The organism is Pseudomonas sp. DTU_2021_1001937_2_SI_NGA_ILE_001 (assembly GCF_032463525.1).
Classification (GTDB): domain Bacteria; phylum Pseudomonadota; class Gammaproteobacteria; order Pseudomonadales; family Pseudomonadaceae; genus Aquipseudomonas.
Map to the genome: position 1 here is coordinate 4,916,142 of NZ_CP135971.1, position 22,639 is coordinate 4,938,780.

22 protein-coding genes, 1 CRISPR repeat array and 1 riboswitch are annotated in these 22,639 nt (G+C 61.2%); of the genes, 13 read left to right on the forward strand and 9 right to left on the reverse strand.

The window, feature by feature from the left end; all coding sequences use genetic code 11:
• The first annotated feature begins 1 nt into the window (after position 1).
• On the forward strand, positions 2-994 hold the full coding sequence (locus RRX38_RS21475) for a fimbrial protein (RefSeq protein ID WP_315962721.1): 993 nt from the start codon (positions 2-4) through the stop codon (positions 992-994).
• Between the two features lies 1 nt (position 995).
• Here the strand turns inward: RRX38_RS21475 and RRX38_RS21480 are convergent, their stop codons facing one another.
• From RRX38_RS21480 to RRX38_RS21490, 3 genes are all read right to left on the reverse strand, one after another.
• Positions 996-1,733 carry a YkgJ family cysteine cluster protein gene (locus tag RRX38_RS21480; protein ID WP_315960587.1) on the reverse strand — a complete coding sequence of 246 codons (738 nt, stop codon included), beginning with the start codon at positions 1,731-1,733 and terminating at the stop codon, positions 996-998.
• 97 nt (positions 1,734-1,830) lie between these two features.
• On the reverse strand, positions 1,831-2,145 hold the full coding sequence (locus RRX38_RS21485; RefSeq protein ID WP_315960588.1) for a hypothetical protein: 315 nt from the start codon (positions 2,143-2,145) through the stop codon (positions 1,831-1,833).
• A gap of 92 nt (positions 2,146-2,237) precedes the next feature.
• Positions 2,238-3,131, reverse strand: coding sequence for a chemotaxis protein (locus RRX38_RS21490; protein ID WP_315960589.1), 894 nt, complete (start codon positions 3,129-3,131; stop codon positions 2,238-2,240).
• A 575-nt stretch (positions 3,132-3,706) separates the two neighbouring features.
• Here RRX38_RS21490 and RRX38_RS21495 point away from each other — a divergent pair.
• From RRX38_RS21495 to RRX38_RS21535, 9 genes are all read left to right on the forward strand, one after another.
• Positions 3,707-4,231 carry a disulfide bond formation protein B gene (locus tag RRX38_RS21495; RefSeq protein ID WP_315960590.1) on the forward strand — a complete coding sequence of 175 codons (525 nt, stop codon included), beginning with the start codon at positions 3,707-3,709 and terminating at the stop codon, positions 4,229-4,231.
• Positions 4,232-4,668: 437 nt separating this feature from the next.
• Entirely contained in the window at positions 4,669-5,613 is a 945-nt protein-coding gene (cyoA, locus tag RRX38_RS21500) for a ubiquinol oxidase subunit II (protein WP_295471222.1), read from the forward strand.
• Between the two features lie 3 nt (positions 5,614-5,616).
• Positions 5,617-7,629, forward strand: a complete 2,013-nt coding sequence (gene cyoB / locus RRX38_RS21505; RefSeq protein WP_315960591.1) for a cytochrome o ubiquinol oxidase subunit I — start codon at positions 5,617-5,619, stop codon at positions 7,627-7,629.
• 1 nt (position 7,630) lies between these two features.
• Positions 7,631-8,254: a cytochrome o ubiquinol oxidase subunit III gene (gene cyoC / locus RRX38_RS21510; protein ID WP_295471216.1), complete on the forward strand. Its 624-nt coding sequence runs from the start codon at positions 7,631-7,633 to the stop codon at positions 8,252-8,254.
• Positions 8,255-8,590, forward strand: a complete 336-nt coding sequence (gene cyoD / locus RRX38_RS21515) for a cytochrome o ubiquinol oxidase subunit IV (protein ID WP_295471215.1) — start codon at positions 8,255-8,257, stop codon at positions 8,588-8,590.
• Between the two features lie 11 nt (positions 8,591-8,601).
• Positions 8,602-9,489 carry a heme o synthase gene (gene cyoE, locus RRX38_RS21520; protein ID WP_295471213.1) on the forward strand — a complete coding sequence of 296 codons (888 nt, stop codon included), beginning with the start codon at positions 8,602-8,604 and terminating at the stop codon, positions 9,487-9,489.
• A 234-nt stretch (positions 9,490-9,723) separates the two neighbouring features.
• Positions 9,724-10,605 carry a glycosyltransferase family 2 protein gene (locus tag RRX38_RS21525; protein ID WP_295471212.1) on the forward strand — a complete coding sequence of 294 codons (882 nt, stop codon included), beginning with the start codon at positions 9,724-9,726 and terminating at the stop codon, positions 10,603-10,605.
• A gap of 30 nt (positions 10,606-10,635) precedes the next feature.
• Entirely contained in the window at positions 10,636-11,277 is a 642-nt protein-coding gene (locus RRX38_RS21530) for a CatB-related O-acetyltransferase (RefSeq protein ID WP_315960592.1), read from the forward strand.
• 94 nt (positions 11,278-11,371) lie between these two features.
• Positions 11,372-12,406, forward strand: a complete 1,035-nt coding sequence (locus tag RRX38_RS21535; protein ID WP_315960593.1) for a branched-chain amino acid aminotransferase — start codon at positions 11,372-11,374, stop codon at positions 12,404-12,406.
• A gap of 45 nt (positions 12,407-12,451) precedes the next feature.
• On the opposite strand, the gene RRX38_RS21540 is transcribed toward RRX38_RS21535, so the two are convergent.
• Both RRX38_RS21540 and sodC read right to left on the reverse strand, forming a co-directional pair.
• Entirely contained in the window at positions 12,452-13,426 is a 975-nt protein-coding gene (locus RRX38_RS21540) for an ATPase (RefSeq protein ID WP_295471206.1), read from the reverse strand.
• A gap of 119 nt (positions 13,427-13,545) precedes the next feature.
• The gene (sodC, locus tag RRX38_RS21545) at positions 13,546-14,073 is read right to left on the reverse strand and encodes a superoxide dismutase [Cu-Zn] SodC (RefSeq protein WP_315960594.1); all 528 of its coding nucleotides are present in this window, start codon (positions 14,071-14,073) and stop codon (positions 13,546-13,548) included.
• A 266-nt stretch (positions 14,074-14,339) separates the two neighbouring features.
• Between sodC and RRX38_RS21550 the strand changes: the two genes are divergently transcribed.
• Entirely contained in the window at positions 14,340-14,978 is a 639-nt protein-coding gene (locus tag RRX38_RS21550) for a hypothetical protein (RefSeq protein ID WP_315960595.1), read from the forward strand.
• An 82-nt stretch (positions 14,979-15,060) separates the two neighbouring features.
• Positions 15,061-15,393, forward strand: a complete 333-nt coding sequence (locus tag RRX38_RS21555) for a YceK/YidQ family lipoprotein (RefSeq protein ID WP_315960596.1) — start codon at positions 15,061-15,063, stop codon at positions 15,391-15,393.
• Positions 15,394-15,499: 106 nt separating this feature from the next.
• A CRISPR array of direct repeats spans positions 15,500-15,887; the repeat unit is 28 nt; unit sequence TTTCTGAGCTGCCTATACGGCACTGAAG.
• Between the two features lie 191 nt (positions 15,888-16,078).
• Here the strand turns inward: RRX38_RS21555 and RRX38_RS21560 are convergent.
• A complete protein-coding gene (locus tag RRX38_RS21560) occupies positions 16,079-16,615 on the reverse strand; it encodes a DUF4823 domain-containing protein (RefSeq protein WP_315960598.1) in 537 nt (178 codons plus the stop codon).
• 90 nt (positions 16,616-16,705) lie between these two features.
• Complete coding sequence (mntP, locus tag RRX38_RS21565) at positions 16,706-17,272, reverse strand: manganese efflux pump MntP (RefSeq protein ID WP_315960599.1); 567 nt, start codon at positions 17,270-17,272, stop codon at positions 16,706-16,708.
• Between the two features lie 6 nt (positions 17,273-17,278).
• A riboswitch (yybP-ykoY riboswitch) is annotated at positions 17,279-17,440 on the reverse strand.
• A gap of 149 nt (positions 17,441-17,589) precedes the next feature.
• Between mntP and RRX38_RS21570 the strand changes: the two genes are divergently transcribed.
• Positions 17,590-19,368, forward strand: a complete 1,779-nt coding sequence (locus tag RRX38_RS21570; protein WP_315960600.1) for a sensor domain-containing phosphodiesterase — start codon at positions 17,590-17,592, stop codon at positions 19,366-19,368.
• 112 nt (positions 19,369-19,480) lie between these two features.
• On the opposite strand, the gene RRX38_RS21575 is transcribed toward RRX38_RS21570, so the two are convergent.
• Together RRX38_RS21575 and RRX38_RS21580 are read right to left on the reverse strand one after the other, a co-directional pair.
• Positions 19,481-20,794 (reverse strand): c-type cytochrome, encoded by a 1,314-nt coding sequence (locus RRX38_RS21575; RefSeq protein ID WP_410524924.1) that lies wholly within the window; start codon positions 20,792-20,794, stop codon positions 19,481-19,483.
• Positions 20,795-20,865: 71 nt separating this feature from the next.
• Positions 20,866-22,635 carry a GMC family oxidoreductase gene (locus tag RRX38_RS21580; protein WP_315960603.1) on the reverse strand — a complete coding sequence of 590 codons (1,770 nt, stop codon included), beginning with the start codon at positions 22,633-22,635 and terminating at the stop codon, positions 20,866-20,868.
• Positions 22,636-22,639 lie beyond the last annotated feature (4 nt).

Here is a 22,639-nt window from a genome sequence, read left to right on the forward strand (position 1 = left end):
GATCGGTTTCCTGTTTTCCCGCAGGCCGCTGCGTGCCGTGCTGCTGATGTTGTTGTTCAATCCCGCCCATGCCCTGGCCATGCTCTGCACGCTGCAAGGCACCAGCGACACCCAGGTGCGCGGCGACCTGGGCAGTCGCGTGGCCATTCCGGAGACCCTGGCCGATGGCGAGGTGGTGTGGCGCTCCGAGCGCTACAGCCTGATGGTCGAATGTGCCCGGGAAGGGCAGCAGGCCGTGGCGCAGGACGTGTTTCTGCACCTCAACCCAGACCGCCTGGAGATCGGCCAGGGCATCCGCATGGGGGTGAACCTGGACGGGGGTGATCATTTCTCTGGGCGTATCGCCACCGGCCAGCAGATACCGGTTTGCCATGAGGGCGATTCGAACATCGGCGCCTGCCCACGGGTGCGTTTCAACCTGGGCTTTTCGCTGTTCATCCAGAAGTTCGGCGCGGTGCCGCCTTCAGGCGTGCCCGTGGATGTCCCCGACTATCGGGTCTTCGAACTCAATGGCGAGAGCAGCGCGCCGGCCGGTAGGCCTGGCAGCCTGAGCTACGTGCTGGATAACCTCACGGGCCTGCGCTTCGTGGCCTGCGACGCCCAATTGCAGGTCTTTCCGGAAGTCCTGGAGTTCGGTGCCCTGCCGATTCGCCAGGTGGTGGTCGGCAAGGTCTTCGAGCGCCGCCCGTTCACCTTGCAGACACAGCGCAGTTGCGATTCACCGTTCAGCCTGGACGCGCGGTTTCGCCCAGTAACGGGTCAGGTGGTGGATAACCTGCTGGTTCCGGCGAACAACGCTTCGTTGGGCATTCGTCTGGTGCGCGCCGCCGACGCCCTGCCTCTGGGCTACAACCAGCTGTTTCATCTGGCTGATCTGCTGGGAGAAGTGCCAAGCCAGACCACCGAGTTCAACGCCGAACTGGTCTGGCAGAGCACCCGGCCGATCGCGGGGCCCTTTGCGGCGGAAGTGATGATCGACCTGTTCTACAAGTGATTCACGCCGCCAGCGGAATGAACAGATAGGAGGGTGCTGCCGGGTCAGCGAGACGCGCGCCGGCCTGGCGCAGGGTGTCGAGCACCTCTTCGCCGGTGACATGGAACTGCCACTGCGCGTGGGTGGTTTCATGGGGCGCCTGTTCGACCGCTTCGCGAAAGGCGGCCATGTCTGGCAGATAGGCGACGAAGCCGTTGCCTTTGAGTGCCGTGGTGTTGATGCCCAGGTATTGGCAGATTGCTTGCTTGCGGGCGATGTCATCACGATCGGCCTGTCGCGAGGCTTCGATCAGCGCTTGCAGCTGCGGGTCGGCCAGTTGATTGCCGACGATCAGTTCCGGCCCCTGCTCCCAGGCGTGCGGGGGACAGTCTTTGGCCTCTGGCCGCAGCGGAATGTGTGGGTTGATCTCCATCGGGTAGATGCGGCACACCAAAGGACGGCGCTCGTAGATGCGGCACAGCTTCTGCGCGTCAAGATTCCGGCAAGGCCCGACGTTATAGGCGGCGAAGGTGATCGCCACGTGCGCCTGTGCCGTACCGCTGCCGACCTTGATCGAGCGCCGGGTGGCATGCAGCCATTGCTCCTGCGGCAGGCCGTAGCCGTTATCCAGGAAAGCCTCGGTCAGCACGATCAAGGCGCCGCCGTCTGCCGCCCACTGGGCCGCTTCGTCGAGGGTCAGGGGGACATGATGGTCCGTGCAGCAGTTGCCACAGCCCACGCAGGAGAACCGGGTATTCATCGCTTCAGGGTCATCCGCCGATCAATGATGCAGCGGAACCGTTTCCGCCAGCGTTGTGTTTTGCCCCTGACGGACGCAAGGAGCATGCCAGACGTTTTCAGCGTCGCTCGATGCTGTCCCACTCGGTAACGCTGGCCTGGCCGCTTTGCCGGTGGAAGAGGCACAGCTCCGTGCCCCGGCGGTTGTTCATGTGCTTCTGCGGGTAGCGCCCTTCGAGCAGCAGGGCGTCATACCCCACCGTATCGGCAAAGCGCGCGCTGTTGCCGATGGTCTTCACATCCTTGAGCTGGCTGGCTTTCAGGCATGCCGCCTGGGCGGTCTTGTCGAGCTGCTTCCAGGACTGTGGGGTGGACGCTTGGGCCTGAGTGATACCCAGGGCCAGGCTGGCAAGCAGGAGCAAGGCGGGTTTCATGAATGCATCTCCGGGCAAGCATGGACAGTTGCCCGCCAGGCTACACAAGGCCACGGGCGTAAGACCAGTGGCAGGTGCCTGGCGGTGTCCGGCTAACGGGCGTTGATGGTACGGGCAGCCTCGACCAGACAGCGGGTCAGTTCCGGCGAGGAGAACTTGGTCAGTACCGCATCGGCACCCGCGCTGCTGGCCTTCTCGCTGTTCATCGCGCTGTCCAGCGAGGTGTGCAGCAGGATGTAGAGATCCTGGAAGTCCGGCGTTTCACGCAGGGTACGGGTCAGGGCGTAGCCGTCCATTTCGGACATCTCGATGTCCGAGACCAGCAGGTTGATTTCTTCCGGGGTGCCCTTGAGTTCCATCAGCACGTCCAGCGCCTCCCGGGCGCTGCGCGCGGTGCGGCATTCCATGTCGACCTGGCGCAAGGTCAGGATCGACTGCTGCAGGGCCACCTGGCTGTCGTCCACCACCAGGATCTGGGTGGTGCGCAGCAGTTCCAGTTCGTCGTTGCTCAGCGTCTCTGGCTTGACCTCGATCTGCGCCGGGGCGATACCGTGGATGATCTTCTCGATGTCCAGTACCTGCACCAGCGTGCCATCGACCTGGGTCACGCCGGTGATGAACGAACGGTTGCTGGAACCATAGGGCGGCGGACGAATGTCGGTGGTCAGGCAGTGCACGATCTTGCTCACCGCCTGGACATGCAGGCCCTGCTTGCTGCGGCTTACATCGGTGACGATCAGGCAGCCGGCATCCGGGTCGGCCAGCGGGCGCTCGCCGATGGCGCGGCTCAGGTCGATGACCGACAGCGAAGCGCCACGCAGGGTCGCCACGCCTTTTACGTGCGGGTGCGATTCCGGCAGGTGGGTGAGGGGAGGGCAGGGAATGATTTCGCTGACCTTAAGCAGATTGATCGCCATCAGCTTGCCGCTGCGCAGGGTGAACAGCAACAGCGATAGGGAGTCTGCCCGGGCGTTCGTGGTGGACATAGGAACCTTCTGGCAAATGAAAAGCGTCGACCGCGTATCCAGCCTGATGACACCAATGAACGATTATCTTCAGGGTTGTGCCAAGGATAGCTCCGAGTGGGAGCCCGGGCTGGGAGCCGCTTCACGGTTTCATGCATTGCCGTGCCAGGCACGGGGTCGACGGTACGCGAAGCGCAATAGTGGCAGTTGGACTTTATTGACGTCAAACCTTCGGATGCCGCTCTGTGGCAAATGGTCGCATCCTTCTATATATAGAAGCGCGTGCGACAATCCGGCGCAGGCTTCTGGAGCGTAGCGGGCATGCGACATAAGCGCGCAGTTCGCAGCGTTCGCCAAGGCGTGTGTCAGGACCTGGCGTCGTTTGCACGACGTGAAAACCAGCGTGCGACAAATAGACGCATCCTTCTATATATAAGGAAGGCGTTCAATAACCGGCAGCAGGATGCCTCGCCACCCCGATCCGACCGCCCGGGTGGCCAAAGGCTCCGTATGGCGGTGCGGCCCTTGAGCCCGACGCGCCAGGCCCCGATCATCCCGGCCGGCGAATCACCGCCCCCCATTCGAAAGGTAAGTGAATGAGCGACAACACGTTGTACCTGCGGCGCGAGAAGCGCTTTCTGGTCTTGCTGGGAATCATCTGCCTGTCGTTGATCGGCGGCGCCCTGTACATGCAGATCGTGCTGGGCGAGGCACCGTGCCCGCTGTGCATCCTGCAACGCTATGCCCTGTTGTTCATCGCCTTGTTCGCCTTCATCGGCGCGGCGATGCCGGGGCGGCGCAGCACCACGCTGTTCGAAGGGCTGGTGGTGCTCAGCGCCATCGGCGGTATCTTGGCGGCGGGGCGGCATGTCTGGGTACTGGCCAATCCGGCAGTCAGCTGCGGCATCGACGAGTTGCAGCCGATCGTCGACGGCCTGCCCCTGGCTTCGATGTTTCCCCTAGGATTCCAGGTCAGCGGCTTCTGCTCCACCCCTTACCCGCCGGTTCTGGGACTGTCGCTGGCGCAGTGGGCTCTGGTAGCATTCGTGCTCACCGCTATGCTGGTTCCCCTGGGGATCATTCGTAACCGGCGTAAGCCCCAAGGTTTGCAAGGGCTTTAGCCGCAAAGTGCCTCGTCGTGACGAGGCACTTTTTCGTGATCTGGACAACAAAAATTTGCAATTGTTTCCAAATCTGAGATTAACTGTTACAAAATAAGGCATAGTCAATAAAAACTTACATATCTACAATCGCCGCAGTTTTCGTCTAGCCTGACTGGACGATGAGCTGATTTTCGAGGCCCTGGAGTGCCGCTCTGTACCCTGAACAGGCCGCGCAACGCTGGCCTCTGGCGCTTGGAACGGCCGCATTCGTCCTGCTGGCAGGCGATTTCCAGTCGTTCAGGATATGAATCCAAGCAAAAACCGGATTTGTCGTTTCGCTACCGCGTTCTGGCAGGCCCTTGTTCAATTCAAAAAAACATGCCGGCACTGGCAGGGTGAAGTGTTGGCGGTCGAAACCCAACAGCACCGCGAAAGCTGCTTTTAGAGGTCGTGAGATGAGTAAAAATAGGTACCCCAGGTTTTTTGGCTACTTGGCCCTGTTCAGCATGCTTCTGCTCAGTGGTTGTGATGGCTTTCCGCTGCTCGATCCAAAAGGGCAGGTGGGTATCGAGCAACGCAACCTGATCGTTATCGCCACCCTGCTGATGCTGATCGTGGTGATCCCGGTCATTTTCATGACCATCATCTTCGCGTGGAAATATCGCGCGTCCAACACGGCTGCCAAATACACGCCTGACTGGTCGCACTCCACCAAGATCGAAGTCGCGGTGTGGGGCGTCCCGATCATCCTGCTGATCTTCCTGGGCTACTTCACCTACGTTTCGACCCACCGCCTGGATCCTTACCGTCCGCTGGATTCCGACGTCAAGCCGGTCACCATCCAGGCGGTATCCCTGGATTGGAAATGGCTGTTCATCTATCCGGAGCAGGGCATTGCCACGGTCAACAAGATCGTCTTCCCGGCCAATACCCCGATCAATTTCCAGGTCACTTCCGACAGCGTGATGAACTCGTTCTTCATCCCGGGTCTGGGCGGCCAGATTTACGCGATGGCGGGCATGCACACCAAGATGCACCTGATCGCCAACGAGAATCACGAGTTCAACGGTATCTCCGCCAACTACAGTGGTGCGGGCTTCACCGGCATGAAGTTCAAGGCTATCGCGACCAGCCAGGCTGATTACGAGGCCTGGATCGCCGAGGTCAAGAACTCACCTAAACACCTTGACTCGGCTGAATACGCTGCGTTGCTCAAACCTAGCGAGCGTCACCCCGTAGAGCTCTATTCCTCGGTCACCCCTGATCTGTTCCAGATCATCATCGACAAGTACGAGGGCATGAACCACGGGCCGAGCAAGCAGAGCATCCGTGAGAAGCAAGTCACCGGTACCGATGGCGCGCAAAACAGCAAGAATTCAGCTGCTGGGGCAGAGGAGTAAACAATGTTAGGCAAATTAAGTCTGGAAGCGATTCCGTTCCACGAGCCGATAGTCATGGTGACCCTTGCCATGATCGCTCTGGGCGGTCTGGCCGTGGTCGGCGCGATCACCTACTTCAAGAAGTGGAGCTACCTGTACACCGAGTGGTTGACGACCGTCGACCACAAGAAAATCGGTGTGATGTACATCATCGTGGCCATGGTCATGCTGCTGCGCGGCTTCGCCGACGCCATCATGATGCGTACCCAGCTGGCCATGGCGCAGAACGGCGCCGAAGGCTTCCTGCCGCCAGAGCACTATGACCAGATCTTCACCGCTCACGGTGTGATCATGATCATCTTCATGGCGATGCCTTTCTTCACAGGCCTGATGAACATCGTCCTGCCGCTGCAGATCGGTGCGCGTGACGTTGCCTTCCCATTCCTGAACTCCCTGAGCTTCTGGCTGCTGGTCGCCGGCATGCTGCTGATCAACATCTCCCTGGGTGTTGGTGAGTTCGCCAAGACCGGTTGGGTAGCCTATCCGCCGCTGTCGGGCCTGCAATACAGTCCTGGCGTGGGTGTCGACTACTACATCTGGGCCTTGCAGCTGTCAGGTCTAGGTACGACATTGACGGGCGTGAACTTCCTGGTCACCGTGCTGAAGATGCGTACACCTGGCATGAAACTGATGGACATGCCGATCTTCACTTGGACCTGCACCTTCGCCAACGTCCTGATCGTGGCTTCGTTCCCGATCCTGACCGCCTGCCTGGCGCTGCTGACCCTCGACCGCTACCTGGACTTCCACATTTTCACGAACGAACTGGGCGGCAACCCAATGATGTACGTGAACCTGTTCTGGGCCTGGGGTCACCCTGAGGTATACATCCTGGTACTGCCGGCGTTCGGCGTGTTCTCGGAAGTGGTTTCGACTTTCTCCGGCAAGCGTCTGTTCGGCCACAAGTCGATGATCTTCGCGTCCGGTGGTATCTGCGTACTGGGCTTCGTGGTCTGGCTGCACCACTTCTTCACCATGGGTGCAGGCGCGAGCGTCAACGCCTTCTTCGGTCTGGCGACCATGCTGATTGCCATTCCGACGGGTGTGAAGCTGTTCAACTGGCTGTTCACCATCTACCAGGGCCGTCTGCGCTTCACCGCGCCGATCATGTGGACCCTGGGCTTCATGGTCACCTTCTCGATCGGTGGTATGACCGGCGTACTGCTGGCCATCCCGGGCGCTGACTTCGTGCTGCACAACAGCCTGTTCGTGATCGCTCACTTCCACAACGTGATCATCGGTGGTGCGGTATTCGGCTACATCGCCGGCTTCGCCTTCTGGTTCCCGAAAGCGTTCGGCTTCAAGCTGCACGAAGGCTGGGGCAAGGCTGCGTTCTGGTTCTGGATCACCGGCTTCTTCGTGGCCTTCATGCCGCTGTACGCGCTGGGCTTCCTGGGTATGACCCGTCGTCTGAACGCGACCGACATGCCTGAGTGGAACATCTACCTGAACGTTGCTCTGGTCGGTGCCTTCCTGATCGCTGGCGGTATCGCTTCGCAACTGATCCAGCTGTTCGTCAGTATCCGTGACCGTAACAAGAACCGCGACCTGACTGGCGACCCATGGAATGGCCATACCCTGGAATGGTCGACCTCTTCGCCACCGCCGTTCTACAACTTCGCTGAACTGCCGAAAGCCGACGATATCGACGCTTTCACCGAGGCCAAGCGCAACGGTACCGCGTACAAGGTGCCTGCCAAGTACTCGGAAATTCACATGCCGAACAACACTGCAACCGGTATGTGGATGGGTCTGCTGCTGACCGTCTTCGGCTTCGCCTTCATCTGGCACATCTGGTGGCTGGTAGGTGCGAGCCTGGTAGCAACCATCGCGGTCTTCGTCGCTCACGCTGCACGTGACGACCAGGGCTACATGGTGCCGGTCGATCAGATCGCACGTATCGAAGGTGAGCATCACAAGGTCCTGGTGGCCGAAGGTGCCTACACCCCTGCCAAGTCTTCGATGGAACAGGCCTAACATGTCGAATATTGCTATCAACTCCGGAGCCCATGGTCACGACCACGGGCACGACGATCACCACCACGACAGTGGTGAGATGAAGGTCTACGGCTTCTGGCTGTACCTGATGACCGACTGCGTGCTGTTCGCCTCGTTCTTCGCGGTGTTCGCCGTGATGGCGAACAGCGTGGCGGGTGGTCCGTCCGGTAAGGACATCTTCGAACTGCCGTTCGTGGCCGTCGAAACCGCGTTCCTGCTGATCAGTTCGATCACTTATGGCTTTGCCATGCTGGCCCTGTACAAGGGCAAGAAGAGCCAGGTCCTGGGCTGGTTGGCCGTTACCTGGCTGTGTGGTGCCGGCTTTATCGCGATGGAAGTCTATGAGTTCCATCACCTGATCGTTCATGGTCATGGTCCGGACAAGAGCGGCTTCCTGTCGGCGTTCTTCTCGCTGGTCGGCCTGCACGGTGCCCACGTGACCAGTGGTCTGATCTGGATGGCCATCATGATGTATCAGGTCAACAAGAAGGGCCTGACCAACACCAACAAGACCCGCCTGAGCTGCCTGAGCCTGTTCTGGCACTTCCTGGACGTGGTCTGGATTGGCGTGTTCACCATTGTTTACCTGCTGGGGGTGCTGTAAATGGCTAATCCACATAACACCCACGACGATCATGCTGGCCACGGCTCCGTGAAGGACTACATCATCGGCTTCGTGCTGTCGGTGATCCTGACCGCCATTCCGTTCGCCATCGTGATGTCGCCAGTGCTGCCTAAGGACACCACCATCTGGGTCATCATGGCCTTCGCGGTCATCCAGATCCTGGTGCACCTGCGTTACTTCCTGCACCTGGACTTCTCGAAAGGCCAGCGTAACAACGTGATGGCATTCGTCTTCACGTCGCTGGTGATCGTGTTCCTGGTAGGCCTGTCGGTGTGGATCATCTTCAGCATCCACCGCGAAATGATGGCGCAGTGAGGAAATACCCAATGTCACTGAAGCACTTTATCCAAATCACCAAGCCGGGGATCATTTTCGGTAACGTGCTTTCGGTGGCGGGTGGCTTTTTCCTGGCTTCCAAGGGTGATATCGATCTGGTCGTGTTCCTCGCGGCAGTGATCGGTACCTCCCTGGTCGTGGCATCGGGTTGCGTGTTCAACAACTGTATCGACCGCGACATCGACCAGCGCATGGAGCGTACCCGCGGCCGCGCACTGGTTCAGGGGCTGGTGTCCCTGAAGCTGGCGCTGCTGTACGGCGCCGTGCTGGGCGTAGCGGGCGTATGGTTGCTCTACACCTACGCCAACCCGCTGTCGGCATTCCTGGTACTGATCGGTTTCGTGGTGTACGTCGGCCTCTACAGCCTGTACTTCAAGCGCAAGTCGGTGCATGGCACGCTGATCGGTAGCCTTTCCGGGGCCATGCCACCGGTGGTGGGCTACTGCGCAGTGAGCAACAGCTTCGACTTCGCTGCGTTGACCCTGCTGGTGATGTTCAGCCTGTGGCAGATGCCGCACTCGTACGCCATCGCGATCTTCCGCTTCAACGACTACCGTGCGGCCAAGATTCCGGTTTTGCCGGTCAAGCGTGGCATCCTGGTGACCAAGCGCCATATCCTGCTGTACATCCTGGCGTTCCTGGTCGCGACCCTGATGCTGACGTTCGGCGGCTACGCCGGCCTGAACTACCTGGCCGTCGCGGCGGGCCTGGGCATGTACTGGCTGTACATGGCCTGGAAAGGCTACAAGGCCGTGGACGACACGGTCTGGGCACGTAAGTTGTTCGTGTTCTCCATCGTTACCATCACCGCTCTGAGCGTGATGATGTCGGTGGACTTTCAGGTGACCAAGGAGTTATTGGTGACTTACGCCTTCTGAGGCCCACCTGAGCGGTAACCCAAGCCCTGTTCTGCGGAACGGGGCTTTTTTTTGCCTGTCTGTTAGGCGGGTTGGGAAAATTCCATGCGCCTGGCAGGGCCTTTCCGGCCGCGCAGTGGAAAAAAACGATCGATTGCACCATCATGTGTCCACTTTGTTAAAAGTTGCTAACCATTCAACGACAATGTCAGGTCCTCACCCGGCGTCAGACCTTATTAAACGATGAGCGACCAAATGATTTCCTCTGCACGGCCGACGGTGCAAAACGCGCCGCTGGTCTCGATCATTGCCCCCTGCTATAACGCCGAGAAGTACCTCGAAGCGGCCCTTGAAAGCATTTTTGCCCAGGACTACGAGAATTTCGAAGTCATCATCGTCGATGACGGCTCGACCGATAACAGCATTCCCATGCTGCAGGCCCTGCAGGCCAAATACCCCTTCCAGCTCCATACCCAAGCCAATCAGGGCGTCAGCGCTGCGCTCAATCATGGCCTGCGCTACGCCAAGGGCACCTACGTCTCCACCCCGGATCTGGACGACATCATGCTGCCTTCCTCGGTGCGCATTCGTGCCGAGTACCTTGACCAGCATCCCGAGGTGGGCTGCGTCGGGGCGTTGATCATCTACATGGACAGCGATGGCAACAACATCAAGTACCAGAGCCGTGATTATGTCGAGCGCCTGCACTTCGACGAGGCCCTGCGGGGCGCGGTCGTGGTCGGCGCCCCAGTGGCTCTCTACCGCATGGAGGCCCTGCAGGCTGCGGGTGGCTATGACCCGGACATCAAGGTGCAGGATTTCCAGATCACCCTGCGCATCGCACGCCAGGGTTATCGCCTGGATGTGCTGCCGGTGTGCGTGACCCGCTACCGTCGGCATGCCAACAACCTGTCACGCAAATATCGCGTGCTGCTGGACGCCGACCTGAAGACCATCGAACCGTACCGGGATCATCCCGATTACCAGAGCGGGCGAACGTTCGTCATTCACAAGGCACTCAAGTATGCCGTGGTCACCGACAAGGCTCATGCCTGGGAACTGTTGCGCTCCATCCCTTGGCGATACATGAATCGCACCACCTGGCGACGTTTCAAGCGCCTGATCCTGCACCGCTGAGTGCCCCGTTCAAGAACACCCTGGAGTGCCATGAAATTCCTTGAACTGCTGAAAGAACGCAAAACCAGAAAGCAGCTGCGGCGCATGGACAAGCTGGACCGTTCGGCCGAGAAGATCCGCCTGCGCTACCCACGCTATACGGTGGGGGTGGGCACCTATGGCATTCCCGAAGTGCTGGAGTTCGGTGACGACACCGTACTGCGCGTGGGGTCTTACACCTCCATCGCCGATGGCGTGCGCATCCTGCTTGGCGGTGAGCACCGTACCGACTGGCTGACCACCTATCCGTTCCCGGCGATGATCGACAAGCTCGAAGACATCAAGAACTACGCGCCCAGCAAGGGCGATGTGGTGATCGGCAGCGATTGCTGGATCTGCGCCGACGCGCTGATCCTTTCCGGCGTGACCATTGGCCATGGCGCCATCGTCGCCGCCGGTGCGGTGGTCACCCGTGACGTACCGCCCTACGCGGTGGTGGGCGGCAACCCTTGCAAGTTCATCCGCTGGCGTTTCGAGGAAGCGGTGCGCGAGGAACTGCTGCAAGCGGCCTGGTGGGACTGGCCGGTGGACGAGGTCAAGTCAGTGGCGCGTACCCTGTGCAGTTCGGATCTCGATACCCTGCTGGACTACATTCGTCGGCGCAAGGCGGCGCAGAAGGTTCCGGTGGGTTGAAGCTGGCGCTGCCGGTGGCAAGCGTTTTCAGACTCCGGCGCAAAAGTTCTGGCAGAATACGGCATTGGCCTGACTCGTCCAGGCAGTCTGCGAAATGAATGAGGGCGTTATGAGTCAAGAAAGCATCAACTGGGAAAAACTGGGTTTCGACTACATCAAGACCGACAAGCGCTTTCTCGCCCACTGGCGCAACGGCGCCTGGGAAGCCGGCACCCTGACCGAAGACAACGTCCTGCACATCAGCGAAGGCTCCACCGCGCTGCATTACGGCCAGCAGTGCTTCGAAGGCCTGAAGGCCTATCGCTGCAAGGACGGCTCGATCAACCTGTTCCGCCCAGACCAGAACGCCCAGCGCATGCAGCGCAGCTGCTCGCGCCTGTTGATGCCTCACGTACCGACCGAGATGTTCATCGAGGCCTGCAAACAGGTCGTCAAGGCCAACGAGCATTTCATTCCGCCCTACGGGTCCGGCGGCGCCCTGTACCTGCGCCCGTTCGTGATCGGCGTGGGTGACAACATCGGCGTGCGCACTGCCCCCGAATTCATCTTCTCGGTGTTCGCCATCCCGGTTGGCGCCTACTTCAAGGGCGGCCTGAAGCCGAACAATTTCGTGATCTCCAGCTACGACCGCGCCGCGCCGAACGGTACCGGCGCCGCCAAGGTCGGTGGCAACTATGCCGCCAGCCTGATGCCGGGCTCCGACGCCAAGAAGAACAACTTCGCCGACTGCATCTACCTCGACCCACAGACCCACTCGAAGATCGAAGAAGTGGGCTCGGCCAACTTCTTCGCCATCACCGAAGACGGCAAATTCGTCACTCCGCGTTCGCCTTCGGTCCTGCCAGGCATCACCCGCCTGTCGCTGATGGAGCTGGCCAGCAGCCGTCTGGGCCTGACCGTCGAGGAAGGCGACGTATTCATCGACAAGATCGCCGAGTTCAAGGAAGCCGGTGCCTGCGGCACCGCCGCAGTCATCACCCCGATCGGCGGTATCTCCTACAAGGACAAGCTGCACGTGTTCTACAGCGAGACCGAAGTCGGCCCGGTGACCCAGCGCCTGTACAAGGAACTGACCGGCGTGCAGTCGGGTGATGTCGAAGCGCCTGCCGGCTGGATCGTCAAGGTCTGAGCCGTTCGCCGCACACGAAAAAGGGAAGCCCAGGCTTCCCTTTTTTCATGGCGCCGCGTCGCCGTCCTTGGGCGGACCCAGCACGATGGCCAAGTGGCGCAGGTCGTCCACTTCCAGGCTGAAGCTCTTGCCGGAGGGACTCTGCACCAGCTTGCCCAAGGCGTAGAGGGTGAAGAACTTCACCTCGCCAGCATGGCTGAGCAATTCTTCGATGTAGCGACTGGAGCGGTAGGCCTGCATCTGTGCGGGCGAAACGTACAGCGTCACCCGCTTGCCTTCGAGGCGGTCGAAGAACTGGAACTTGAAGCCCTTGCCGTAGCGTTTGTCATCCAGCAGTCCACCGCCGTACAGCACCCGTTGGTTCTCGCCCGGTTGCGCGTACTTGATGTGCCGGAAATAGCTGCGCAGGGCCACCTCGCCCTGGCCGGCGACGCGCAGGGTCAGTTGCTTGAAGTCGTCTTCCGGCAATTCGGCGCGCGCCTGGCGGTAGAAATCCACCAGGCGCTCTAGGTTGCTGGTGCGCGTCTCGCTGTAGCGCGGGGCAGCAGGCTCCTTGAGCGCGTCGACAGGGGCTGCTTCGCGGGGCGCGGCGGCATGGCCTGCCGGTGCCGTCAGCGCCGGTTCCTTGACCGCCTGGCGCAGGGTAGGGTCGAACACGTCGATGTTGTCGTCCAGCTTGCGCCGCGCCTGTCGCAGGCGCTGCTGCGGGTCGCTGGAGGCTTCGTCCGGTTCGTCGACGGCCTCGTCTTCCTCGACCCACTCACAATCGGGCTGGTGCTGGTAATGCGGGTTGGCACGAAAATGTGCCGCCACGAAGGTGGGATTGTCCTGAGGCTTCACGTCGTAACGCACGCCCGTCACCTTCACGCCCTGGGCGCGACAGGCTTCGCTGGAGCACAGAAACTCGAAGCGCTGGCGCGGCGGTTCCTGGGAGAAGTATTCACGGCGCGCGGCGGTGATCGACAGTTCTTGCTGCAGCTCCACGCACCAGGCGCGGGTGATGGTCTTGCCGGGTTTCATGCCTTACGTCTTCCTGATCCGTCGGGAACCCCGACAGATTGAAAGCTTTGTCCGGCCGCGACAAGAAGTTTCAGGCCCCCGGCCCGTCCTTCCGCTCACGGCCGAACGCTGTGCGTCGCTCAGCCCTTGATCACGCCGCAGGCCATACGGTCACCGCCGCCGCCCAGCGGTGCCGGGTGGTCAGAGTGGTTGTCGCCGCCGACATGCACCATCAGCGCACGGCCTTCGATTTCGGCGACCTTCTTGATACGCGGGGCCAGTACCGGATACTCGGCCTTGCCGTCGGCGGTCACGTAGATCGCCGGCAGGTCGCCCAGATGGCCGGCGTCGTCATAGGGGCCGAGGTGCTTGCCGGTCTTCTTCGGGTCGTAATGGCCGCCGGCGGCCAATGCGGCGACGGTCTTGCCGTCCTTGGTGCCGGAGTCGCAGCTGGGGTTTTCATGCACGTGGAAGCCGTGAATGCCCGCTGGCAGGCCGCTCAGCTTGGGGGTGAACAACAGGCCGTACTGGGTCTCTTCCACATGCACACTGCCGATGGCCTTGGGCGCGCCGTCGGCGCTGACCAGGTTCATCGGCACGTCCAGTGACGCGGCGTGGGCAGAGAGAGAAAACGCGCCGAGAAGGCCAAGGCAGAGGATCTTTTTCATAGGCGTTCAACACATCCTGTTTTCAGCGAAGAGGCGTGGCGCCCGGCCTGGGAGTGAGGCCCGCCGGGCTGCCGTCCTGCCTTCCGGTGCGGCCACGAAGGCCGTAGCAAGCGTGGGAGGCATCGGTTTGGGCAATGCCTCCGGCGCTTGGTTCAACCCGCCTGCCGTCGCATCCTGGCGTGCGGACACGGCAAAGCGCACGGGCGTTGGCTAGGCTGAAAGGGTCACCTGAGCGATCCCGCCTTGAACGATCAATTGGTTCGAAGATGAGAGATCCTTATGCCTTCGGGTTCTACAGCGCTTGCCTGGCCCTCGTCGTGCTGGTTACCGCCGCCTTGCTCAGCGCCCGTAGCGGGCAGGCCTACGCGGTGCTCGACTCGGCCTCGGCGGTGATCGAAGCCCTGGCCGCCAGCGGCATCGCCGGCATTGCCTTTGCCGCCTACGGTGCGTGGAAGCGCGACGTGCGCCAGCACAAGACCCTCACCGTCATCTGGGAGGCCAGCGTAGCTTTTCGCGAAATCGAGATCGGCTTCAACGAATGGTTCTTCGGCCCCGCCACCGAACAACTCTACGAACCCGACCCCGGCCGCCTTAATGCGCAACTGGCCACCAGCCCCCTCGGCCAGGCCCTGCGCGCGTTCAAGAAGCAATGCATCCTGCTCGACAAGGTGGTGCTCAAGGAAAGCTGGCGTTGGGTCAACCACGCCACCGAACTCGACGTCCTGGCCCGCGCCCTGACCGCCGAATTCTTCGGCACCATGGCCAAAGGCAAAGTGCGCCCAGGCATCGTCGACTTTCTCTACCCCCACGAAGGCCAGACCCGTCGCAAGACCCAGGCGGAATGGGAGGCGCTGATGGACACCATCGAGCGGGAGCTGGCGGAACTTGAGGAGCGGTTTGGCTGAATATCTTGCTCATGAGCCGCTATAGTGTCGCGCGAAGCAAACCCATGACTTTTTAGTGAGAACGATGAAAAAAGGACTTTTAATGCTGGCCGCCCTGTCGCTTAGCGCCTGCGGCACCCTCGACACTGTTGTTCGAGACGACGAATACAGCCGCCGTGAACTGAGTGAGCGCGGCAGTCACTGCGATGAAATCACCCGAGTGTATAGCGGGGTCGTCTATGACTTCTGCCAACTACACGCCGATCCCGATAAGAGCGCGCATCGAACCGGTCCATTGTTACCCGGCATGATCCTGGACATGGCTTTTTCGGGAATCCTGGATACCGTCGTTCTGCCCTATACCGTCTACCGGCAGGTTGCGGATGGCAATATCGTCATTCCGCATTCGACCTGGAAACCCTCGGATCGCTTGTAACAGGGTGGCGACGATATTGTTCGGCACTGTCGGGGAAGTTACGGGGTAATAAAGCTGCTTGTTCGGCAGTGAAGTGCCCGGTGAGTCCGGAGTCTTGGTCGCAGTATTTCTGAGCTGGCTATGCGGCGGTGAAGGATGTACGTCGAGGCGATCTTGCCCAGGCTGTTTTCTGAGCTGCCTATGCGGCAGTGAAGGATCTGGAACGGGGCCTGCTTGTTCTCCTGGCTTTCTGAGCTGCCTATACGGCAGTGAAGCCGGGCCGCCCGGCCATTGTGTTCTGCGCGTCTTTCTGAGCTGCCTATACGGCAGTGAAGAACCGAGGGCAACGACGAGGCCATGTGTCTGCTTTCTGAGCTGCCTATACGGCACTGAAGGACGAAATCATGCGCCTACCGGGGCCAGTGAATTTCTGAGCTGCCTATACGGCACTGAAGCTGTGTCAGGGCACATGCCGTTGAAGACGTGATTTCTGAGCTGCCTATACGGCACTGAAGTAGACACTTTGATCGCTATGTCTCCGTTTTTAAAGAGCAAATACACCGGGCTGATGGGTTAACCCTCTTTTTTGCCCCTCATCTAACCCGTTGATTTTTATGGAGGCTAAATGAGGCACAGAAAAAAGGGTTTCACGAACGGGTTTCTGCTAGCGCTCCCGATGGCCGGAAGTTGCCTGGTCACGGTTGTTTTATCGCCCGTAAGTAGGCCCTTCGAACAACGCCTTGACGAATTCGTCCACCGGTTCAGGGAGCAAGTCTTGGGGATGATCGCCGCCGAACGTGGCGAGTCCGCTGCGACCTTTGATGATCGCTGAGCTCAGGGCATCGCCGGTGGCGACTTGAATGACCTCGATCTTGACCTCGACGCGGTCGGGGAGCATCGACCATTCGGTTGCGCGGTCTTCCCAGTGCAAGATGCTGGGAAAGATCAGCAGGTCCTGATCGGCCTGCTGCGCGGCGGCCAGGGCCTGGTCGAAGTCGTCGGTCTGGATGCCGATGCGGGCGGCGCGTACCTGACGCGCCAGAGAGGCCTGAATGATCTGTGCGGTGTTGCGGCCTGAGCCGTTATAAGTGTGATCGCCATACGCGCCGTCGGTGGGCGTGGAGACATAGAACTTCTGTGTGCGTAGCACAGGGGCTAGCGCTTGCTGTTGGGGTGTCCACTGGTGTGAGTCGGCGCAACCGGCAAGAGCCATCGCGGCAGCGAGTAGTAGAGGAAAGCGCATCGACAGGTCCTTGTCAGAGGTTATGGCTTTGTAATATCAACCAAAGCACAAGCGCTGTCGATGGCATGCAAGGGCGAGCGCCGGCTCTCCTCAGGCACTCAGGTGCTCATACAAAATCGTCGCCCCCACCAGCATCAGCACCACACCGCCGATGATCTCGGCGCGCTTGCCGACCAGGGTGCCAAGCACGCGGCCGAGCATTACGCCGAGGGTGACCATCACCAGGGTGGCCAGGCCGATGGCGGCGGCGGCGATGAAGATGTTGACGTCGACGAAGGCCAGGCCCACACCCACGGCCAGTGCGTCGATGCTGGTGGCGACGGCGGTGACGGCCAGGATCAGGAAGGAGTGCTGGCTGGATTTTTCTTCTGCTTCTTCGTCATCGCTCTTCAGGCCGTTGTGGATCATGTGCAGGCCCAGGCACACCAGCAGGGTGAAGGCGATCCAGTGGTCCCAATCGGCGACCCACAAGGAGGCGGCGTGGCCGATGGCCCAGCCGATCATGGGGGTGATAGCTTCGATGATGCCGAAGATCAGGCCGGTGCGCAGGGCTTCGATCAGGCGGGGCTTGTGCAGTGCGGAGCCTTTACCGATGGCGGCGGCGAAGGCGTCGGTGGACATGGCCAGGGCCAGGAAAACGAGGGAAATCGGGTTCACGGTTTGCTTCCAGCCGGGCTGTGGGACAACGACACTGCCACGCGCCCGGCTTCAGGCGTGTGCAATGTCGCTGGTCTCACCAACCTTGAAGGTGTTCGTACCACGGCTGTCGTGCCGAGAATGTTGATACGAACGCTGACGGTTGCTCGTCAGCAGGCTACTCCCCAACGGAAGCGGCGATTATATACAGGTCTTGGGCAAGGTGTCTGGTGGAGCACGCGGATCGCTCTGCGGTGCTACCTGACGGCGACCCTTCGGCGCTTTTTTGCCTTTGGCCCGGCCATTTCTTTTACAGTGTGTCTAGATAGCACCCCGCCATGAGGTACCCGTCAGTGCAGGATGAAACCCCTTGCTTGCTCAATACCCCGGCACGACAGGAAGCCGTGAACGCCCTGGCGTGTTTCAAAGGTGTCAGGGACGAGATGTTCGATGAGCTGATCCGCCTGGCAACCCAGCACTTCAATGTACCTATCGCGTTGATCTCGATCCTGGAAAACAATCGCCAGTGGTTCTGGGCCCAGGCCGGCATGGATGTGGACCAGACACCGCTGGTGGATTCGTTCTGCGCCACGGCGATTCTGGCCGATGACTTTTTCCAGGTCAGCGATGCCACCACCGATGCGCGCTTTCGCGACAACCCGCTGGTGCAGGGCAATCCCGGTATTCGCTTCTACGCCGGCTATCCGCTGGTGACCCTTGAAGGCCTGCCGCTGGGCATGTTCTGCCTGATCGATACCGAGCCGCGCGAAGAGCTGACGCGGGAGCAGCAGGCCACTCTGCAGCAACTGGCCAAGCTGGTCATGCTGCGCATCCAGGCGCTACGCGAAAGCAGCTATGTGGACGCCACCATCGGGTTGTTCAATCGCATCAAGTTCGAAAAGGATGTCGAGGCCTATCGCTGGTCTGATGAGCCGGTCACGGTGATTGCTGCCGACATGATTTCCCCGGCCTTTCTCAACGAGATCGTCAAATCGCTGGGGTATCCGTTTTCCACGCGGGTGATGCTGCTGCTCAAGGACAAGCTCAAGCAGATCATCGGCGCCCGCGACCTGTACAAGATCAGCCCCACCCGGTTCGGCTTCATGGTGCCCGGTGAGGTGGATCTGTCGGAGCTGATCGAGCGTTTGTCCCGGGAAATCCAGCAGCCCATCGAGTGCTCTGGCATTCCCCTGCAGCCGCGTGCCGGGTTGGGCATGCTCAAGCTCAGCCAACAGACCTGGCACGATGACTGGCTGCGTTGTCTGGTCAGCTCTGCCGACCACGCGCGGCACCGTGGCAAGGGCTGGGTGTACTTCGAGCCTGAGCTGGATCACGCGCAGGTGCGGGCGTTCAGGCTGCTCACGTCGTTGTCCAAGGCGGTGGAGCAGGAAGATCAGTTCTATCTGGAGTTTCAGCCCAAGGTGCATGCCGCCAGCGGCAAGATGTGTGGCGCCGAGGCGTTGCTGCGCTGGAAACACCCGGAACTGGGTCTGATCAGCCCGGCTGAATTCATCCCCCTGGCGGAAAAGACCCCGCTGATTCGCCAGATCAGTGCCTGGGTGGCACGACGTGTCTTGCAGCAGATGTCGGCATGGCAGGCTCAGGGGCATCGCTGGCTGGTGTCATTCAACGTTTCGGCCAGCGACATGGCTGACTCGGCATTCGTCGAGCGGATGATCGGCCTGTTGCGGCAGCAGACCATCGAGCCGAACCTGGTCGAGCTGGAGTTCACCGAAAGCGCCCTGATGACCACCCCGGAGCTGACCCACAGCAACCTGCAACGTATCCGTGCCTGTGGTATTCGCCTGGCCATCGATGACTTCGGCACCGGCTACAGCAACTGGACCTATCTGCGCACGTTGCCAGCGACCACGGTGAAGCTGGACCAGTCGTTCATGCGCGATGCCTGCAGTAACCCCAAGGACCGCGCGGTGGTCACCTCGATCATCCAGCTGGCGCAGAACATCGGCTACGAGGTGGTGGCCGAGGGCGTGGAGAGCGAAGAGCTGTTCGAGCAGTTGCGCAGTTGGGGCTGCGATCAGATCCAGGGCTATTACGTCGCTCGGCCGATGTCTGCGTCGGCTCTGGTGGACTGGGCCCGGAGTCGCCAGGTCTGAGTGCACGCCGGACGGCATGCACCGGATGGGAAATCGAGATAGCCAGCCTGCTTGCGAAGATGACGCCTTGTAGGCGGTGTTCTCCGCAAGCAGGCTCGCCTGCGGCTCGGCCTTACTGCGGTCGTGAAGGGGCGAGGGCGGGTTTGGCCACTTCATGACCCGCTTCGACCTGTTGGCGCACGGCACGAACCTGCTCGGCGGACACCGCGCTCGCCTGGTTCGACCAGCCTTCGCGCAGGAAGCTCACCAGTGCCGCCGTCTCGTTGTCATCCAGGCGCCAGGCGAAAGCCGGCATCGGCAGCACGGCCGGGGCGCGGGCGGTCGACGGCGTCTGGGTGCCGGCGAGGATCACATGGATCAGCGCGGTGGGGTTGTCGGCATTGACGATGCTCGCGCCGTCCAGGCGCGGGAACACCCGCGAAGCGCCTTCACCAGCCACGAAGTGGCAAGCCCCGCAGTTGTCCAGGTAAAGCCGTTCGCCCAGGTTCAGGTCCTTGGCTGCCGTCAGCCTGGCGGTGGTCGCTGCGCTGCGTTGCGGATCATGCCGGTAGGTGGCGTTGGCTGAAGGCAGCGACTTGAGGTAGACGGCAATGGCCTGCAGGTCGGCATCGCTCATGTGCGAAGTGCTGTTGGCGATGACGTCGGTCATCTCTCCGCCCACCGAGGCCTTGGCGTTACGGCCGCTGCCCAGGTAATCGACCAGTTCCTCCTCGGTCCAGTGCGGTACGCCGCGCAAGGCCGGTACCGACCAACCGTTGAGTTCGCCACCGGCCAGGTAGGTCGCGCTCTTTTCGTCCAGGCCGCGCTCCTGCATGGTCAGCGCACGGGGCGTGTGACACGAGCCACAGTGGCCCAGGCCCTGGACCAGGTAGGCACCGCGGGCAACCTGTGCCGCCTTGCCGTCGGTCGAGTCCTTGAGCGATACGGCGGCGTCTTCTGGCAGCGGCGCGAACAGCGTGCGCCAGTAGGCCAGCGGCCAGCGGATCGACAATGGCCAAGGAATGTCATGCGCTTTGTTGTCCTGGCGGACCGGTGCGACAGCGTTCATGAAATAGGCGTACAGCGCTTGGGTGTCGGCGTCGGAGGTACGGGCATAGGACGGGAACGGCATGGCTGGGTACAGCGCACTGCCGTCGTGGCCGATGCCGCGACGCACCGCGCGTTCGAATTCACCGTAGCTCCAGCCGCCAATGCCGGTGGCGCGGTCAGGCGTGATGTTGGTGGCGTAGATCGTGCCGATCGGCGACTCGATACCGCGCCCGCCGGCGAACGGTTGGCCGCCATGGGCGGTATGGCAGGCCACGCAGTCACCGGCACGGGCCAGGTATTCGCCTTGCTTGATCAGCGCCGGAGTCACCGGTTGGTCCAGCTGCGCGCTGGCGTCGCCAGAGCGGTTCAGCAGGCCGCCGACCAGCCAGCCCGACAAGGCCAGCAGCACACCAAGAGCAATCAGGATGAGCAGCACAGAACGGGGTCTGGATTTCACTTTCGCACTCCTCATGCCTGCACCAGCGGGCCAGGGTTCTTCAGGTACTGATCCTTGATGGCCTGAGCCGCGAACAGCGTCAGTGCGCCGATCATGGAAGTGGGGTTGGCCTGGAAGTTCTGCGGGAACGCGTTACCGCCCGGCACGAACACGTTGTGCACGTCCCAGCTCTGCAGGTAGCGGTTCAGCGCGCTGGTCTTGGGCGAGTCGCCCATCACGGCGCCGCCGACGTTGTGGGTCGACACGTACTTGGTGATGTCCCAGTGCGCGTCCATGGCCAGGAAGCTTTCCGAAAAGCTGTCCGGGCCCAGTTCCCGGGTGATGTCCAGGACGATGTTGCGCAGGTACTGTTGCAGCTTCAGCTCGTTCTGTTTCCAGTCGAAGGTGATACGCGCCAGCGGCAGACCCCACGGGTCCTTGTAGGTCGGGTCGAGGTCCATGTAGTGATCGCGGTACGACATGCAGCTGGTGGTGATGCTGACTTTCATCGAGTGGCCGTACCAGTCGACCATGCCTTCCTTCCAGCCCTTGCCCCAATCGGCGGTACCGGGTGGCAGCGCGGTGCCGATCGGCGCACCGGTGGCCTGGGAACTGTGGATCTTGGCACCGCCGATGAAGCCCAGCGACGGGCCATCGAAATTGCCTGGCGAGACGTCGTTGAACATCTGCCCGGTGGCACCGGCGGTGGCGAACGGGTTGAAGTGCTTGTCCTTGAAGAACAGCGTGGCGCCGCCATTGCTGAGGAAGGCGTAGCTGCGCCCGACGGTACCGGTTTCGGTGATCGGGTCGTAGGGCTTGCCGATGCCCGAGAGCAGCATCAGGCGCACGTTGACGAACTGGAAGCCCGCCAGCACCACGATCCTGGCTGGCTGGAACACGGTGTTGCCGTCAGCGTCGGCGTAGGTCACGCCCTTGGCGGTCTTGCCATCAGGGTGCAGCTCGACCTTGAGGACATTGGCATTGACCTTGTAGTCGAAGTTGGGCATGCGCTTGAGCGCATCCAGCACGGCGGTTTGCGGCGAGGCCTTGGAATAGTTCAGGCACGGGTACTTGCTGCAGTAGCCACAGTAGTTGCACGGTGCGATCTGGTTGCCGTAAGGGTTGGTCCATGCCTGCGAGACATTGGCCGACGGGTTGGGGAACGGATGGTAGCCCAGCTTGCGCGCCGCGTCGGCGAACAGTTTGTTGTTCAGGGTGTCTTGCAGCGCTGGCAATGGGTAGGGGTTGGAGCGCGGCCCCTCGAACGGGTCGCCGCCTTCCATGATCTGCCCACGCAGGTTGCCGGTATTGCCCGACAGGCCGCAGATCAGGTCGAACTTGTCGAGGAATGGCTCGATCTCGTCCCAGGTGAACGGGTAGTCACCGATGCGCATGTCATCCTGCAGCACGCCCTTCCTGTATGCCTGATCGGCATAGGTCTTGAGCTTGATATCGGTGGGTGTCGGGCGGATCAGTACACCGGTCCAGTGCAGACCCGAGCCGCCCACGCCGGTGCCTGGCTCGAAGGCACCCCACTTGCGGGTGGGCAGGGCTGTGGCGTTCATGTTGTGGCGGACAGTCATCGCCGCGGCCTTGGGGGTGGCCATGATCTTGTTGCGCACGCCGTAGGCGTACTGATCGGCTGGCTTGGGGTAGGCGAAGTCGGCATTGGTGCGATCTTCGCCGCGCTCCAGGGCGCGGACCTTCAGGCCGGCCTGGGCCAGCTCGATGCTCATCAGCGAACCGGCCCAGCCGAGGCCGACGACGACGACATCGACTTCGTCATTGGTAATGTTTGCCATAAAA